The organism is Sphaerimonospora sp. CA-214678, from assembly GCF_050942215.1.
Taxonomy (GTDB): domain Bacteria; phylum Actinomycetota; class Actinomycetes; order Streptosporangiales; family Streptosporangiaceae; genus Sphaerimonospora.
In genome coordinates, this window is sequence record NZ_CP192056.1 from 2503237 (window position 1) to 2521502 (window position 18266).

General features: G+C 68.1%; 5 protein-coding genes. 3 read left to right on the top strand and 2 right to left on the bottom strand.

Annotated elements, in window-relative coordinates:
* Positions 1-212 precede the first annotated feature (212 nt).
* Both ACQP1K_RS11375 and ACQP1K_RS11380 read right to left on the bottom strand, forming a co-directional pair.
* Positions 213-2261 (bottom strand): MBL fold metallo-hydrolase, encoded by a 2049-nt coding sequence (locus ACQP1K_RS11375; RefSeq protein ID WP_433500840.1) that lies wholly within the window; start codon positions 2259-2261, stop codon positions 213-215.
* Entirely contained in the window at positions 2258-8554 is a 6297-nt protein-coding gene (locus tag ACQP1K_RS11380; protein WP_433500841.1) for a hypothetical protein, read from the bottom strand. The genes ACQP1K_RS11375 and ACQP1K_RS11380 overlap by 4 nt, the downstream gene beginning before the upstream one ends.
* 533 nt (positions 8555-9087) lie before the next feature.
* Between ACQP1K_RS11380 and ACQP1K_RS11385 the strand changes: the two genes are divergently transcribed.
* Genes ACQP1K_RS11385 through ACQP1K_RS11395 form a run of 3 tightly spaced genes read left to right on the top strand, consistent with a single transcriptional unit; the run spans position 9088 to position 18057 of the window.
* Complete coding sequence (locus tag ACQP1K_RS11385; RefSeq protein WP_433500842.1) at positions 9088-10107, top strand: serine/threonine-protein kinase; 1020 nt, start codon at positions 9088-9090, stop codon at positions 10105-10107.
* Positions 10108-10117: 10 nt separating this feature from the next.
* Complete coding sequence (locus ACQP1K_RS11390; protein WP_433500843.1) at positions 10118-12943, top strand: DEAD/DEAH box helicase; 2826 nt, start codon at positions 10118-10120, stop codon at positions 12941-12943.
* The gene (locus ACQP1K_RS11395; RefSeq protein ID WP_433500844.1) at positions 12940-18057 is read left to right on the top strand and encodes a class I SAM-dependent DNA methyltransferase; all 5118 of its coding nucleotides are present in this window, start codon (positions 12940-12942) and stop codon (positions 18055-18057) included. The genes ACQP1K_RS11390 and ACQP1K_RS11395 overlap by 4 nt, the downstream gene beginning before the upstream one ends.
* The last annotated feature ends 209 nt before the right edge of the window (positions 18058-18266 follow it).

The window sequence follows — 18266 nt, forward strand, 5'->3', positions numbered from 1 at the left end:
CGGTCTCCTCTCGGTGTCCGTCCATCATGCGGTCCTGCTTCCCCTGGTTCATCCACGTACCGTGCCACACCGCATGAATGGGAGACCGACCCTTGCCAGTGCCGCCGGGGCCGTCGGGCCCCAAGGCCCGGTGGTATCAAGGCGCGCCCGGGTGTCACCGATCGGTTGTTGTGCCAGATCGTCGCGGCCATCGCCAGGGGCCGGCAGGGGCGTCACCTACCATCCCATTGGCCGGTTGCCACCGGAGTGTGGCCCCGGACCTCCAGGACCTTGGCGAAGGCCCGCTGCCGGTGTCGCAGGCCATGGACGATCATGATCTCATGGGCCCCCACCTCGTCGGCGATGTCGAGAAGTCCTCTCTTGTCGGCGTGTGCGGAAAATCGCATCATCTCGACTCGGGCACGCAGTGGGATGCTCTTCTCGACTCCGTGGTCGTCGACGGACAGGTGCGAGGCCTGCGCCTCGACCAGCTTGAGCAATCTGGCGCCGGGCGATTCCTCGTCCTGGTAGCCGGAGAGGAACAGAGCGCTGCGAGGCTCCGGCAGGATCCGGGATGCCCACTGGACGGCGGGTCCCCCGCTGAGCATGCCCGATGTCGTGATGACGACACCGGAGACGAACAGGTCCAAGTCGCTGGGGCGCCGAGCACGTGACACGCTCTCGCCGAGAATGTGCAGGGGAGATGGCAGGTCCGCCGTGATGCGCTCGAACGATGACGTGACATCCGCGGCCATCCCGTCGAGCAACACGGGCACGTGCGGGAGGCGCCTGCGCATGATCATGGCGAGTTCCTGTGCCCGCCCCAGCGCGAAGGCCGGGATGAGCACGCGACCGCCGGCCGTGTAGATCTCTTCGACGGCCCGGATCAGGTCCAGGACCCGGGTCTCCCGGGAGTCGTGGTCCTCGGCACAGCAGGTGGACTCCATAACGAGGAGATCCGCCTCGCGCGCCGAGTCCGGGATGGAGTAGCCGTCCACGGTCTCCTGGCGGAAGCCGGAGATGTCGCCGGTGATGACGACTCGTTGGTCACCGGCCTGGATGACGACTCCCGCGGCACCGAGGATGTGCCCGGCCGGGAACAGCTCCACGGTGATGTCGCCGATTCTGCGCACGGCCCCGAAGGGGACCTCCTCGCAGCGCTGCGCGGCCGCCTCGACCGCGTCGCGCCGGTACAGGACCTCGCTGTCCGCACCCCACCGGCGGTGGAGTCGCTCCCGCTCGCCCATGAGCTTCGCGGAGTCGGCCCACGTCCGGGGCATGAGTGCGGTCGTTTCCGAGGTGGCGATGATCCGCAGATCCGGAAGGCATTCGACCAGGGCGGGGATGTAACCGCAGTGGTCGGTATGGGCGTGCGTGACCACGACGGCATGGATCGACCCCGCCATGGCCTGGTCGATGTGGCGCGGAGGGAGCGCGGGATCGCCGGGTCGCAGCCCCGCATCGACCAGCAGGCGGGTGGCACCCGCCTCGACGAGTACGCAGGAGCCGCCGATCTCGTCGGCGCCTCCCAGAGGATGGACACGGAGGCGACGCTCCCCGGTGACGGCCACCCGAGAGGCTGCCGACAGCGGCTGTGGGGGCGTGACGATCGCCTGGAGTGCGGTGGTGAGGTCTTCCGGTGCGATACCGGCCGCCTGGGCCGCCAGAACGAGCGGGGGCACGGACCGCTCCTGAGGCTCGGCCTGGAGATTGCGCGGATCCCGAGTCTCGGAGCCTTCGTCTGCGGGATCGGGAACCCGCTGCAGGGCCGCGAGCAGGGTGGACGCCAGGATGCGGGGATCCTGCAGCCGTCGCTGCAGGGCTGCCATCTGCGTGTCCAGTTCTTCCGCGCGCTTCTCCGCTTCAATGAGCGTGCCCTTGGCACTCTGGAGCGCCCTTTCGGCGTGCTCATGCCGTCCCTTGGCCGTTTCCAGTCTGCTCCGCAGCTCGTGGAGCTTCTCCTGGTGGCGTTTGCGGAGAGTACTGCGAGTGGCTTCTTCCCTCCCCAGTTGTCCGACAAGGCGCAGGCCGGCCCGTACGACACGGTCGTCGGGGGACAGGAGCAGCGTGGCGAGAGCCTTCAGGTCCGGCTGGTCCCGATGGATCCGCAGGTCGCGACGGAGCCTGCCGCGGAGAGCGGGAACCCGGAGCAGCGCGTCGACGACCAGCCGGCGGTTCTCAGCGGTGAACCGCTCGATGTCGTGTCCCTGCTCACGCAGCCCCGGCCGGGACAGGATCACCTCCGTCGCCGCTCGAAGGATCGGCAGGAGATGGTCCGTCACCGGGATAGCCCCATTCTCTGGGTCGCCTTCAGCAGAACGGGCTCCGGCTTCAGTGTTCCGTCGTTTTGAGGAATCAGCGCGCCGAGGATCCGGAGCACCTCCACGAGATCCGCTGTGGAGATGAAGCCTTCCTCCTGAAGGTTCGCCTCCGACAGCGGGTGGTCGTCACTGTCGCCCCCGATCGAGGTGAGGAGGCCGGCGAGCGTTTCGGGACTCTCTGCTCTGTCGAGGATCTCCACCAGCGTGTGCCACGCGGCACCGAGCGCCGGGCCGGAGAGCATTCCCGCCGAGCGCACGAACTCCTCTGGAGTCTCCTCCAGGTATGTCCGGCAGTGCTCCAGCGCGTGTTCGGGGTCGGCGTCTCTACCGCTAAGCGTCTGAACCACCTTACTGATCAGCATGGGCCAGCCTCCGGTGGTACGCAGCAGCGCGTCCTGGCTCGCCCTGTCCTGGAAGCCGAGGCCGACCTCGTGCATCCACTGTCGGACGGCGGCCTGGTTGAAACGCTGCAGCTCGATCAACTCGGCGCCGCCGGTCAGGCCGCCGGGGCCGTCTGGTCCCGCCTCCGCCCCGCGACTCGCGGAAAGCCACTCCGAGGCGTGCTCGGCAGGCGCGATCAGGGCGATGGATCGTGTCCCCTTGGTCGGCGCGGGGATCGCCTTCGCCGCCGCCCGTACGAGAGTGGTCGCCTTCCTGGGCTGCTGGCCGGTGAGGTCGACGATCACGAGGTCGTGGCCCGAGCTCTGCGCGGCACGCTGCAGCGCCCCTTCCAGGGTGAGGCCGTCCGCCCCGACCCGGAGCGTCCGCGCCTGCTTGTGCCGCGACGCTGTTTCCTCCAGCGCGGCGGCCACCCGGTCGATCTGCAATGCCGGGGAGCCGGCGATCAGGTGTAGCACGTTGCGGTGGCCGAGCAGTCGCGTCACCTGGCTGCCGGTCAGGGGAGATCGCTCGCCGTGCTCCTTGTAGGCGTCGCGGTAGGACTGCGCATCGAACTCCTCGGGCCGCTCGAATGTCTCGGCCTGCCCGAGCACGGCCTCCACCTCGTCGGCTCCGCCGAGCAGATTGAGGATGTGCGGGGTGCGCAGGCGGTAGCGTTCGCCGTCGGCGGCGAGCACGCCGAGGTTGACGCACTCCTCCATCAGCCCGCGGAATCCGTCGCTGGTGGAGTCCTTGAACCCGTGTGGCCACCATTCCAGGCACTCGGCCCGCAACTGGCCGGCTGTCAGCTCGCGGTCGGTTCCCTCGTCGAGTGCGTGGAACGCCACGGTGTAGGCGATGACCTTGTAACGCTTGTCCAGATTCAGGGTCCATTCGAAGCGGTCACGGAAACCGCGCGCCAGCTTGTTGTCCCGCCAGACCGCGTCCACGTCCTTCCGCGTGATCTCGTACGGCAGCGCCGTGTGCGCCGCCGAGATCCGGCGCAGCCGGGTCAGCAGGGCGTCGGCGAACAGCTGAATGAGGGCCGGTGCGTTGTTCGCCTCCGCGATGACACGCGCGGCCAGGCGCGGTGAGAACCGGAACCCCAGCGCCTCCAGGGGCTTGGTCAGCAGACTGTAGGCGCCCTGCGGGTCGAGCGGACCGACCGCGATGGGCGTTCCCAGGTGGGCGAGAGGCTGGTTGGACAGGCTCTCGAACCGGGCCGTCTGGTGCAGACCGGCGAAGACGACCTTCACCCGCCCGTCCGTCTCGTTCATGAGGTTGCGCAGTGCGATGACGTTGCTGAAGGAGGCGTCCCGCGCGTCTGCGTTGAGAAACTCGTCGGCCTCGTCCAGCAGGATCAACAGCTGCCGTGCCGGATCGCCCTCGATCCACTCCTTCACGCCCCGGCAGATCTCCTCACGATCGGTCGACGGCGCCGAGACGCGCGACAGGACCTTGCTCCGGGTGAGCCGGTCGGCGAGGGTCCGCCACAGCGCGGTAACCGATTCGATCTTGCCGATGTTCTGGATGACCTCGGAGATGACCGCCCGGGTTGGGTCGGTCTTGCGAATGTACCGTTCAGCTTTGCGTAGCAGCGCGGACTTGCCGAGCTGGCGCCCTCCGTACACGAACGAGGATCCGGCCCGGCTGATCACCTCCTGTAGCTGGTCCTGGCGTCCATAGAACATCTCCTCCGGCACGTCGCCAGTGGGCGCGTACGGGTTCGTGGCGGTGAACGGTGCCAGCAGGCTGACCGTCGTGCTCCAGTCCGCGCCGGGTACGCAGGCGAGGTAGCTGATCGCGGCATCGTCGAGGAACGCCGCGACCGGGGCGGGCCGCCTACGGCTCACAGCGGCCAGTTGGCGGCGCTGCTCCACCGTGAAAACGCCGAAGTAGAAGACGAGGACGGTCTGGTCCGCCGGCTGCTCCTTCAGCCACTCGACGACCTGCTGCGGTCCCGGCGATCGCCAGACCAACAGGAGTTGGAGCCGGTCACCCGACGGGCTCATCCGGGAGCCGAAGGCCGGCAGTAGCGGATCACCGATCGTCCGCACCTGGTCCAGCGTGATCCAGAGTCGATCACGGTCCTCTCGGGAGGCCCCCTGGTCGCCCTCGAGGCCGATCACCCGTAGTACGGCGGTGATAGCGGACCTGAGGTTGCCCGCTCCCTTCGGTCCCCGGGACAGCGCGTGCCAGAGGCGCAGGCCCTCAGCCGCCACGCCTCGCCGGTTTTGTGGGATGCCGGCGATCGACAGCTCGGTCCGGCGCAGGAGGGTGCCCAGCTCGGGCCCCTCGACCTCCTGGCCGGTGCGGAGCGCATCCTTGAGCCGCTGCAGCCACTGGGCCCCTCCCTGGCCCTTCTGCTTGCTCGGCAGCCGAGCGGACATGTTCTCGAAGGTCTGCGGGAAGTTCGGGAAGAACCGTTCCAGATGGTGGACGGCATCCGCTATCTCAGGAAGCCGGTTTCCGTTCTTCGCCTGCACCATGAACTCGCGGGCGGTGGTCAGGTCGCCGTCTTCGATGTGCGTTCTGATGCGTTCATAGGCGGTGGCCACGTCGGCGTTCTCGGCGCTCAGGGAGGCCAGTGCGGCCAGCGCTTCGGCGATCTCATCACCGCGGATCCGGGCCGCCTCCTGCTCCAACTCGCCCAGCTCACGGCTGATGACGTCGAAGTCGTCCCGCTCGTTCTTGCCGAGGGCCTGAAGCACGGCGGAGAAACGGGTGGCGGCGACCTCGGGAAGCGCGCCGGACCGGAGCCACTCCGCGATCCGCTCCCGCACTTCTTCGATGCGGTCGTCCCGCTCGTGTCGGGCCGCGTCGACCATTTTGTCCCTGCGCTGGCGCAGCTCAGAGTGAAGCCCCTGGTCATGCTGGGCCAGGACCAGCAGAAGGGCCCGCGTGCCGCGGTGGTCGCGGAGTCTGGCGCGTTCTTCGAAGGCGGCTCGCCAGTCGTGGTCGACGACCACACAGAGCGGGATAACGGCTTCCAGTGGGGGTTTGGTCAGCGGAGCGAGGGTCTCCGCGTCGAATCCGATCGCGGGGGACAGCAGCAGGTCACCGTTGAGCAGATGTGTGATGAGGGGTTCCGGCTGCGAGAGCGGGGTGCCGTCCAGCAGGCCCAGGGTGTCGTGGACCAGCTGGGAGACGCCGGTCGCCGCTGCGGCGACGAGTGAATCGCCAGAGGCCTCGAGCATGGTGAGTTCGGTCTCGACCTGTGCGTGGTGACGGTTCACAGTTCTGCGGAGCTCGTTCAAGTGCCGGGCGGCCCAGGAGACACCGGAATCGTCTGTTCGCAGCGACTCCACGTCGCGGATCGCCGCCACCCAGTTCGCCCCCAGGTCGAGCGCCTTTTCGATCTTCTCGATCAGTTTCGCTCTGGCACCGGAGTGGATGCGCCCGGCTCCTCTGCGGGGAGCCCGGGCCTTGGCTGTCGTGTCGATCAGCCGGTCGATCGCGTCTCCGGTCCGCAACTGCGCCAATTCCTGTTCGACCTCGCGAGCCCGGGATACGTCGTCGCGGGCGGCGATGGTCAGCAGCTTCCCCGGCCCCGATGAGTCATCCTGGATCAGGGTCTTCCACACATCCGTCGCCGGAGCGAACTTGATCTTCTGAGAGGGGGCCTCTTCCAGGAACCTGGCCGCGGCCGCGGAAGCCTGCTCCCGGCTTCCCTCCGCCAGCGAGGTGTCATGCATTCGGTCCGACAGACCAGGCACCAGATAGGCTCCGGCCTTCGCCATCTTGCCGAATGCTTCGCCGTAGGCCGTCAGAGCGGGGTACCGCGACAGCGCCGGCGACAGCTCGTCCAGCAGGCGGGTCGTCTCGTGTGTCGGGTGAACCAGGCCGGTACGCAGCGCGGCCGCCCAGGCCAGCAGCTGCCCCGGAGCGTCGTTGCCGAGGGCCTTCGCTGTCACGTTTCCGGCGAACTCGGTGAAGGCGGCCGACAACCGCCCGGCGAACTCGCTTGTCCGAGAGGAGATCGCGGCGCATCGGCGAGCGTTCACCTCCGCGGACGGCCTGTCAGAGGTCTCACGCAGCCACGCGGCCAGTCCGAACCGCCCAGTGCGGAGCGCGGCCGCCTCGGCCTCGATGACGGTGCCGGTGAGACCCACGCCTTCGGTCGGCCGCATAGCGCCGTCAGCCGCCGAAGCGGTCGGCTGGGGTGTTTCCACCGGAGACCAACTGGACGTGTCCGCCTCGATCGCTTCCGTCTCAGATGGTGAATCGAGCCGGTGGACGCCTGGGGTGCACGGCCTGGCCGGACGTGGGGGCTTGTTCTTCGCAGGTTGCGCCGCGGCTTGAATGAAGGTGTCCAGGTCGGCCAGGTCGTCCGGATCGGTGTGCTGCTCCTCGTCCGCTGGGACGGTGGGAGCCGCAGCGACGGGGGACGAGGAGGGCGCCGGCGGCTCTTCCGTCGAAGGAGTGGCTTCTCCGGAGTCTTCGCCTGCTGAGTCCGCAGCCATCGAGCCCTCGTCCATGGAGTGCTCGGCGGACGGGGTGTTCGGCAGGGCGGCCGTGCTTTCTACGCCCTTCTCCGGCGAGATCGTCGTAGGTGGCTCGTCGCTCCGGGGAGGAGGCAGGGTGATGTCGGTCTCGTCGGGAACGGTCAACCACCCTCGCACGGCGGCCGTACCCAGTTTCCGCCATTCCACGGGCGCCTCCTGGCGGAAGCGCTCCTGTAGTTCCTCGGTCCTATCAAGGGCGTCGGGATCGTCAGTCAGGGCGATCAGCTCCGCCAGGATCTCCAGCACGGGATTGTCGGCGACGGCGGCATCGCGGACCTCCTGGAGGAGGGCTTCGAGGCCGGGCGGACCGCTGACCTGGGCCAGCGCGAGAATACGCTTGCGCCGGGACTCGGCGGCCTCCAACCGGTCGATCACGTGCTGAAGCGCATGGGCGGTCGTGTGAGGGGCAGGGGAGCCGCCGGACTCGAGTCTGCTCCGGAGTTCATCGAACTTTCGGACACCCCCCAGGATCACATCGATGTCTTCGTCCAGAGGCCGACCGGCGTCGACGAAGGCCTGCCGCACCCGCCCGGCGGCGTCCGCTGCGTTCTGCAGTGTCAGACGCAGGAGGTCGAGCTCCGCCCGGAGGGTGGAACTGGAGGGCCGCTGTTCGTCCTCGACGGGTTCGCGGACCGGGTTCACCTCTTGCCCTCCGGCCCCGGCCGGATGAGAAGCGTCGGCGTGGGACATCTGGCGCGGATGAGCGGTCGGAAGAGACAGAGCGGCCTTTCCGAGCTCAGAGAACGTGATCGGTTCCTCGGGAAGCGCGGGATGGCCGGTGCGCAGTTCCCTCCAAGCGGAGCGGACGGCTTCCACGGCGGCAGGGCTCATACGCTCAGTGGAGCGCACGAGCAGACCGAGCGCCACCGTGGACAGCGCCAGGTCATGCTGGTAGATGTGCGCGAGCACGAGGTCGACCAGGTTCTCGGTGAGCCCTTTGCTGAAGGTCAACACCGAGGTGAGCATGGGGGCGTTGGACAGGGCGCTGGCGGTATCGGCAGGGCGCAGCAGGCGGGCGCAGTCGTCCTCGGACAGCTCGTCGTGGTTTTCGAAGCCGGGAAGGAAGGGTGTGCTCAGGGCACAGGCGAGAGAGCTCCGCAGTTTTCCGTCGTTTCCCTGAAGGATGCGGGCGAGTCCGGTGACCGCCGAGCGGGGTATCGACCGTACGTTCCTTAGCTTGACGTGGTTCAGGACCCTTCTGCGGAGCAGTGGCGGGTAATGGCGGACCACCACCAGGTCTTCCGGGGTCACACGGGATGCCATCTCCGCTATGACCAGACCGACGTGTTCGAATGCGGCCAGGGCTCCGACGTCGCCCAGCGGTGCCGGGTGCCGGTCGTGCGGGCCTTTCTCGGTGCAGTGTTGTCCCACAGCGTCCCGCCTTCCTTGCCATGCGGTCGGTGGCCGCATGGACTGTGAGTCGCGGTTAGTCGATGAACAAGAGGGATGTCGAGCGGTATCGCCGGTCCTTGCCTCTCCCGCTGGATGGAGAACCGGCGGGGACGGGTGGAGCCGGGGCCTGGGGTGAGGCGATCAGCCGGCGAAGGCTACGCCGGATTCGACGAGGCGAAGAGATCATATCGTGGGCCGGCTCGGCAATCAAGTGTGAATCCTATTCACATAGGACCCGTGAGGGCGATAAGGGGTCAAATATCTCGAATCTGGATAAATGGGAGGAGTGGGTGGTGGAGGTAAGAGTGAGAGGGTCCGCCACGTCTAATTGTTACCTGAGTTCACAGTTGAAGTACGTAGACGTGTGGGTGATGACCCACTACTGTTGCCGCGTGCCCGGTGAAGTTGTGCGGGTCTGATCTCGTCGCGGCCGGGAAGGCGCAAAGGGGTGTAGGCCATATCCTGGGCGTCCCGATGCGTTTCCCCCGACGTCGCGGTTGAGGTTGGTGAGCATGGACCCCCTGGATCGTTCCGACCCTCAGCAGATCGGTGGCATCACACTGTGCGGTCGGCTCGGCTCCGGTGGGATGGGCCGTGTCTTCTACGGTGTCACCGATGACGACGAGCAGGTCGCCGTGAAGATCATCCGTGAAGATCTCCTATGTCACGCCGAGGCGCGCGCCCGGTTCGCCCGGGAGATCGAGGCCCTGCGGACCGTGCGGGGGGCGCATGTCGCCGCCCTGGTCGACGCTTCCGATGAGGGCGAGGAGCGGCCCTGGCTCGCCGTGGAGTACGTTCGCGGCCTGAGTCTGAAGGAGTTCGTCGAGACCCGCGGCCCGCTCGGCGGCGAGCACGTCGCGACGCTCGGCGTCCTGCTGGCGTCCGCGCTGGACGATATTCATAAGGCTGATCTGCTCCACCGCGACCTCAAGCCCGGCAACATCCTGCTCGGCAGGGACGGGGCGAAGGTCATCGATCTGGGCCTCGTCGCCTTCGCCGACGGTCCGACCGACCTGACCACGACCGCCTCGACGCTCGGTACACCCGCGTGCATGTCGCCTGAACAGGCCAACACCCCAAAGCAGGTCACCGCCGCCACCGACGTCTACTCACTCGGCGCGACGCTGACGTTCGCGCTGGCCAAGCACTACCCCTACGACGGCAAGACCGTCGCGGCGCTGTTCATGAACATCATCAGCTCCGAGGTGAAGCCGGACCTCTCCGGCGTTCCGCCGGAGTTCGCTCCGCTCATCGCCGCGATGCTCGCCCACGACCCGGCCGCCCGCCCTGGCGTGTCCGAGGTGTACGAGCGGCTCAGGGAGTTGGCGACAGCCGGCGGGGTCACGCTGCCGGTGGCCGTTCGGCGCCTGGCCGTGGCCACCTACGTCGAGCGGGAGAGCGACCCGAAGGACCCCGTCCCGCCGGTCCGGCCGCGCCCGCGTGACCTGTCCGAGGTCGTCGTGCCCGGCTCGGTGGTCGCGAAGCTCGCCGACCGTCTCCGCGGCGCGTACGCCGCCGGCGCCCGTTTTTAAGAGGAGAACCGTGACCGAGACATCCTTTCCGCCAGGCGCTCGGATCGAAGTCAGGGACGCCGAGTGGATCGTCCGGACCTGTGCGCGGCTCGCCGCGCGCGGAGACGGACCTCGCTACAAAATCACGGCGGTCGGTGCGTCGGAGTTCGTCCGCGACGAGGACGCGGTCTTCTTCACCGACCTGGACACGGTGAGCCTGCTCAAACCCGAGGAGACCGTCCTGGAGCAGGACATGACTCCGCGTTTCGCGCAGAGCCGTCTGTTCATCGAGGCCGTCCTGCGCCGGACCCCGCTCCCGCAGACAGAGCAGGGCCTCTCGCTCACCGACGGCTTCCTGCTCGACCCGCTGCCCTACCAGCGGCGCCCCGCCGAACTCGCGCTGAAGGGCCTGCGCCCGCGCATCCTCATCGCCGATGTCGTGGGCCTCGGCAAGACCCTGGAGATCGGCCTCATCCTCGCCGAACTGATCCGGCGAGGCCGCGGCGAGCGCATCCTCGTCGTCACCCCGCAGCAGGTGCTGGAGCAGTTCCAGCACGAGCTGTGGACCCGCTTCGCCATCCCGCTGATCCGCCTCGACTCCGTCGGCATCGAGCGCATCCAGCGGGAGATCCCCGCCGGCCGCAACCCCTTCACCCACTACAAGCGGATCATCGTCTCCATCGACACCCTCAAAAACGAGGGCAAGTACGGCCAGCACCTGGAGAAGATGGACTGGGACGCGGTGGTCATCGACGAATCGCACAACCTGATCGGCGAGGTCAGCCTGCGTAACAAGCTCGCCAAGCTGCTCGCGCGGAAGACCGACGCGCTGCTGCTCGCCAGCGCCACTCCGCACAACGGCAACAGCGAATCGTTCGCCGAGCTGATCCGCATGCTCGATCCCGCGGCGATCGCGGACGACCGCAGCTACTCGGCCAAGGACATCGAGCATCTCTACATCCGCCGTACCAAGATCAGCCCTGAGGTGCGCGACCAGATGGGTGAGAGGTGGCCCGACCGCGGCCCCTCCGTCCCCGTTCGGTGCGCCGCCACCCCTGTCGAGGAGAAGATCTTCGAAGAGCTCACCCGGGTCTGGCTCGCCCAGGGCTCGCCGGCTGAGCGCCGGCGCGCGGGTGGTCCGGTCGTCGACGGCAAGAACCGGCTCTTCCCCTACACACTGCTCAAGGCATTCCTCTCCTCGCACAGGGCACTGGCCAAGACGGTCGCCAACCGGCTGAAGAACGCCAGGGGACCCCGCGAGATCGAGGCCCTGAAAACTCTCGCGGACCTGACCGCGCAGGTGACCGACGACGACTCGGCCAAGCTCGACGCCCTCGTCCGCCTGCTCCGGGACGAGATCGGCGTACGGCCGGGCCGCGGCACCCGGGCCGTGGTCTTCTCCGAGAGCGTCGAGACGGTCAGGTGGCTGGCTGAGATCCTGCCCAAGCGGCTCGGCCTGACCGGTAAGGGCGCGGTCGAGATGATGCTCGGCAACGGGATGTCCGACCAGCAGCAGCAGGAGATCATCGAGCGTTTCGGGCTCTCCGACAGTCCCGTCCGCCTGCTGGTGACCACCGACGTGACCTCCGAGGGCGTCAACCTTCACCGGCAGTGCCACCACCTGGTTCATTACGACGTGCCGTGGAGTCTCATCCGGATCGAGCAGCGCAACGGCCGCATCGACCGGTACGGCCAGACCCGGCAGCCGCAGTTCCGGGCGCTCATCCTCACCTCCGAGGTCGACGGCGCCAAGGACGACCGGACCGTCGCGGAGAAGCTCCTCGACAAGGAGGAGACCGCGCACCGCAGCCTCGGCACCGCCGAGGCCGTCACCGGCGAATACCGCGCCGAGCGCGAGGAGCGCCGTCTCATCCAGGACCTTCTCGCGGGCAAGACCGTGGAGCAGTCCCTCGCGGAGCAGCAGGACGACGACCCGTTCGCCGACCTGTTCGGCTCGGTCGACGGCGGAGTCTTGGGCGCCGACCCGCTCCGTGCGGACGTTCCACGGCTCTTCGACGGCTCGGAGGCGTTCGTCAAGGAGGCCGTCGGCACGCTCGGACTGCTCAAGGACCTTGAGGACGACGGCGAGATGCTCGCCTTCCCGCCGCCGCCCGACCTCGTCCACCGCCTGTCCGTACTGCCCGCCGACTACCTGCGCACGCACGACGTGCGCAGGCGGATGAAGGTCACCTTCGACCGAGAGCTGGCTCGGCGCAAGCTCGACGAGGCACGCGCGACCAAGACGATGTGGCCGGAGATCGCGTACCTCTCCGACCTGCACCCCATGGTCGACTGGGTGACCGACAAGGTCCTGGTACGGCTCGGCCGCCAGAAGGCGCCGGTCGTCACCGCCCACGTCGGCGAGGCGATCTTCCTCATCCAGGGCATCTACTCCAACCGGCTCGGCCGGCCGACGGTGGTCGAGTGGATGGCGGTCGCCTCGGCCGGTGTGCTCGACCGGAAGATGACCGATGTCCTCGCCGCGGCCGGCGTCGGCCCCAAGATGATCAACACAGGGCAGGCGATCGACCTCAGGCGGCTCCAGGATCGGGTGCCCCAGGCGGTCGCCACCGCCCGCGCCCATCTGGAGGAGCGCCGCTCGGCCTATGAGAAGAAGGTCGTGGAGCCGCTCGACTCCTACCAGAACCGGCTCGATGAGTGGCGGCAGCTCACTCTCGACGGCGTGCACGTCTCCCAGCGCGGGCGCAAGGAGCAGAGCGTCCGCGAGACCGTCGAGCGGCAGCGGCGCCTGCTCGACTCCCTCAAGATCACAGGGGAGCCGCTCCTGCGGGTCCTCGCCGTACTCGTTCCCGAGGCGCCGGACTCGGGCGTGGTCAGACAGGATGGACCCCGATGAGCTTCGACTCGCTGGTCAACCGCGGCGACTACTTCTCGGCCCACTACCTGGCCGAGGTGCTACCCAAGGACCTGAAGAAGAAGGACGGTCTGTTCGCCCGCTGGAGCGAGGCGGAGAAGGCCGGTCGGCGAACCCCGCGCAAGGGACTGCGCGCGCTGGCCAAGCGGTACTTCGCCGACCGGCCGTACTTCGCGGACCTCGACGAGCGGCTGCGCGACGGCGAGGAGCCGACCCCTGACGAGCGCGACGAATGGCGCAAGGAACTGGGCGAGCTCCACGGCGAGGTGTTACGCGCCCTCGGATACGACGCGAGTCCGCGCGAGCTGACCGTGGAGCGGGCGGGCAAGGAGCACGTCGTCGAGGTCGCCTACGCCGACCGGTACCTCATCGCGATCGAGTGCGGCTGGGCCGCAGACGTGGACGCCGCCCTCGACGACGACCAGGCCGGGCGGCTGCTCGCCCCGGTCGGCCTCGACAACACCGAGCAGATCACCTCCGGCACGAAGCTCGCTTCCTGGCTGCTGACCACCGAGGAGCCGCCGCGCTACGTGCTCATCCTCGCCGGTGGTGTGGTCGTGCTCGCCGACCGCGCCGTCTGGGGCGAGGGCCGCTATCTCGCGGTCAGCCTCGACGTGGCCCTCGGCCGGAACAACGAGGCCGAGCTGGGCACGATCGCCGCACTGTTCGGCGCCGATTCCCTGCTCCCGCCAGAGGAGGGCGGTTCCGAACCGCTCGCCGAGCTGCTCGACCGGTCCCGAAATCACGCCGTCGGCGTCTCCAAGGAGTTGCGCGACGGCCTGAAGGAGTCGGTCGAGCTGATCGCCAACGAGGTGCTCGCCCGGGTCCGCGCGCAGGGCGTGCGTCCCGAGGACGTCATGGAGCCCGCCGCGCTGGCGAAGGAGCTGGGCCGCGAGTCGTTGCGCTACCTCTACCGGATCCTGTTCCTGCTGTACGCCGAGGCCCGCCCCGAGCTGGGCATCCTGCCGACCGACGACAAGGACTACGTCAAGGGTTACAGCCTGGCCCGCCTCGGCGACCTGGTGGTGCGTGACCTGACGGGGGAGGAGGCCCGCAACTCCTTCCACCTCTACGAGTCGCTCGACCTGCTCTTCCGCATGGTCAATCGTGGCCACCGGCCCCGGATGGGTGCCGAGCCCGACGGCTCGGAGGGGGAGGGGCTGCGGTTCGAGCCGCTCCGCTCCGACCTGTTCGAGCCGGAGGCGATAAAGCTCATCGGCCGGGACGTGATCTCCCTGGACGAGGACGACCCCGACGCGCCGCGCGTCGACACCCGGCTGCGCAACGAGACGCTCCACAAAGTACTGCGCAAGCTCATGCTCACCAAGGGACGCAAGAAGGAGCGCGGCGGATTCATCTCCTACGCCCAGCTCGGCATCAACCAGCTCGGCGCGGTCTACGAGGGCCTGATGTCGTACACCGGGTTCATCGCCACAGAGGAGCTGTACGAGGTCGCCAAGGGAGGTGACCCGAAGGACGGCTCCTGGATGATCCCGGCCTCCAAAGTCGACGACTACCCGTCGGAGGTCTTCGTCCACGCCGTCGACGAGGACGGCGACAAGCTCGACGAGTACAAGCGCTATCGCGAGGGCTCCTTCGTCTACCGCCTGGCCGGCCGCGACCGGGAGACCAGTGCGTCCTACTACACGCCCGAGTCGCTGACCCGGGTCACCGTACAACTCGCGCTCCAGCACCGTCTCGACTCCGGCGGCACGGTCACCCCGGCCCGGGAGATCCTGGAGTGGACGATCTGCGAGCCCGCCCTGGGCTCCGGTGCGTTCCTCAACGAGGCCGTCAACCAGGTAGCCGCCGAATATCTCAAGCGCCGCCAGCAGGAGCTGGGCGTCTCGATCGACCCGGAGCGGTACGAGGAGGAGCTGCAGAAGGTCAAGGCGTACGTCGCGCTGCACAACTCCTATGGCGTCGACCTCAACGAGACCGCCATCGAGCTGGCCGAGGTCTCGCTCTGGCTCAACGTCATGCACCCTGGGCTACAGGCCCCCTGGTTCGGGCTCCACCTGCGCCGCGGCAACTCGCTCATCGGCGCGGGCCGGAGGGTGTACGGCGCGGCGCAGCTCACCAGGGGCACCTGGTGGAAGGAGGCCCCCGAGGACCTGCCGTTCTCGGCCGGTGAGCTGCCCGCCGGGAAGGTCCACCACTTCCTGCTCCCCGCCGGGGGCTGGGGCGCGGTCGCCGGGGCCAAGGAGGCCAAGGAACTGGCGCCCGAGCAGGCCAAGCGGCTCGCGGCCTGGCGAAAGCAGATCCACAAGAGCGTCTCCGACAAGAAGAAGCAGGGCCACAGGCTCACCCGGCTCCAGCGCCTCCAAGGGCTGTCCAGACGGGCCGAGTACCTGTGGGATCTGGTCCAGCAGCGGCTGGCCATCTCCGAGCGGGAGATCAGCCGGAAGATCGACCTCTGGGGCGCCGACTGGATCGAGCGGCCGGCGAACGTGGTGCCCAAGGAGAAGGTCTATGCGGACCTGCATGCGCCGGGCACGCCGTACTGGCGGTTGAAGAAGGTCATGGACGCCTGGTGCGCGCTGTGGTTCTGGCCGCTGGACAAGGCCGGCCTGCTCGACGGATCCGCCGAGATCTATGCGCGGCGCGCGCGGGAAAGAGCGTCGGACTACGGATCAGACGCTTCTGCTCCGGTGCGAGCCGCGGTCACGCCGGTGCGGTCCGTGCCCGCGACGTCGACGAATGGGACGGATGCCGTTGCGGACGAGTCGATCGGCTTCGGGAACGTCTACGTCACCGACTCACTGTTCAGCGTGGGGGACAAGCAGCTCGACCTCGTCGGGTACGCCCTGGACGTGAAGACCACCAGAAGCGGGGGGCCGGCCAAGGCCGCTGCCCGCAAGCCCCGGCCGCCCCTGGAGCCGCTGCGCCCGGTGATCCCGCTGGCCACCCTGGACGACTGGCTCGACTTCGCCGAGGCCGTGCTCGGCCGCGCGGACATCCCCGACGACTCGCTCGGCGCTGTCTTCGCGTCACTCGACGACCTGGAGGTGTTCGAGAACGAGCTCCACACCTGGATGGGCATGGACTCCGAGTTCAAGCTCGACGAGCGCTTCCCATGGCTGCACACGGTCAGGGACATCGCGGATCAGCAGGGTTTCTTCCACTGGGAACTCCACTTCGCCCAGGTCTTCAAGAAGGGCGGCTTCGACCTCCAAGTAGGCAACCCGCCGTGGGTGAGGCCGACATGGCAGGAGGACGCGGTCCTCGCCGAGATGGAGCCGTGGTTCAAGCTCGCGGAGAAGCCGAGCATCATCGAGTGGAAGGCGCGCAAGGCGGCGGTGCTGACGGGGAAGACCGCGCGGGCCTACTACCTGAGTGAGCTGTCGGCCAATACGGGCACGGTCGAGACCATTGGCTCGGGAATCGTCTATCCGCTCCTGGCCGGCACCCAGCCGGACCTCTACCGCGCCTTCATGTGTCGCATCTGGGCAAATCTCGGCTTGGCGGGCATGGCCGGCCTCATCCATCCCGACACGCACTTCGGTGGTGTGAAGGAGGGCCGCCTGCGGGCGGCGGCCTACCGGCATCTCCGTGTCCACGGGCACTTCACCAATGTGGGCAACTGGGCCTTCCCCGAGCCGGTCAGCAGGAACACCGAGTTCGGCCTGCACGTCTACGGTTCGTTGGGGGATATCGGCTTCATCAACGTGAGCTGGCTCTTCCATCCCGAGACGCTGGTCGGGTCGCTTACGCATGACGGTGCGGGCGGGAGCGTCGGGATGAAGCACAATGGCAACTGGGACCTCCGCCCACACCGAGACCGCCTGGTCCCAGTCGATGAGGGGCTGCTGCGTAAGTGGCAGCGGCTGACCGGCCATGACGGGCTGCCGGAGGAGACGCCGCTGCTCGCCCCGGCCACGATCGTCGAGCAGGATGCGATCACGGCCCTGGCGGGGGTCCGGGACCGGCTCGGCGGACATGTAGTGCGGATCAGCTCGGGTTACCATGAGGCGAATGCGAAAAAGGACGGCCTCATCCGCTGGGCGACCGGAGCGCGGGACACGCTGGATCAGGTGATCATTCAGGGGCCGCACTTCGGTATCGCGACCCCCTTCGCCAAGCAGCCGAACATCCCGTGCCGCAACAACCAGGACTGGTCGACGTTGAGCACCGAGGGCCTTCCTGCCGACGTCGTCCCGATCACCAACTACGAACGGGCCTGCGACGAGGAGACCTACCATGCTGCGCAGGACCACTGGACGGACGGGCAGAGCGCCATCCGGCGCTCCACCGAGTTCTATCGGCTCGCATGGCGGCGCATGATTCCGTTCAACACGGAACGGTCGCTGTTCGCCGCGCTGATCTCGCCGGGCCCTGCGCACGTGCACACCGTGCACACGCTGGCGCTGTCCAACAACAGGGGCACCGCGCTTGCCGCCGGGTTCTGGGCCGCGCTTCCGCTCGACTACCTGCTCCGGATCACCGGGCGATCGGATCTCCAGTACGCCGAGGCCAACGCCATGCCCGCAGCCGATCCGGACCACCCGCTGGCCTCGGCGCTGCTGCTCCGCACCCTTCGCCTCAACTGCCTCACCAGTGCCTACGATTCGCTTTGGACAGAGCTGTACGACCCGGCCTGGAACGACGAGCGATGGGCTGTCGACTGGTCCGGGCTCAGGCCGCTCGGGGACCCGGCATCGGTCACCTCGAAGTGGGTTTATGCCACTCCGCTCCGTACCGAGCGGGAACGCCGGGCCGCGCTCGTCGAGATCGACGCGCTGGTGGCCGTCTGGCTCGGGATGTCGGCGGAGCAGTTGGTCACCGTCTACCTTTCGCGGTTTCCGGTGCTTGCCGACAGGGAGAGCGAGATCTGGTTCGACTCCAGAGGGCGCAAGATCGCAAACAACTACAACACCTACGGATACGGCCAGACCAAGCAGCATTTCGAGCAGCTCATGGCCCACCTCGACCCGGAGGTGAACGGGCCCGTTCCCGAGGGGTACACCGCTCCGTTCTACAAGGCCGACCGGGAGGCCGAGTACCGCCAGGCCCATGCCGTCTTCTCCGAGCGCCTCCGCCGCTCCGGCTGGCAGCCGCCGACCGGACCGGCCGACAGCGACGAGAGCGCGTCGTGACCAAACCCGCTTGCCCGGTCACCCATCGTGCGACACCCTCAGTAGTGCCGCACTCCTGGGAGTGTGGAAGTGAGGCCGGGCTTCCCGATGGAATCGGGCGTCCGGCCTTCGCGCTCCTACCACCGGCCAAGGTCAGGGCAGGGTCTGTTGCTCTGAGTGAGTTGACAGACACGGAGACGACCCTGTTTGTTGTTCACAACTGCACCACT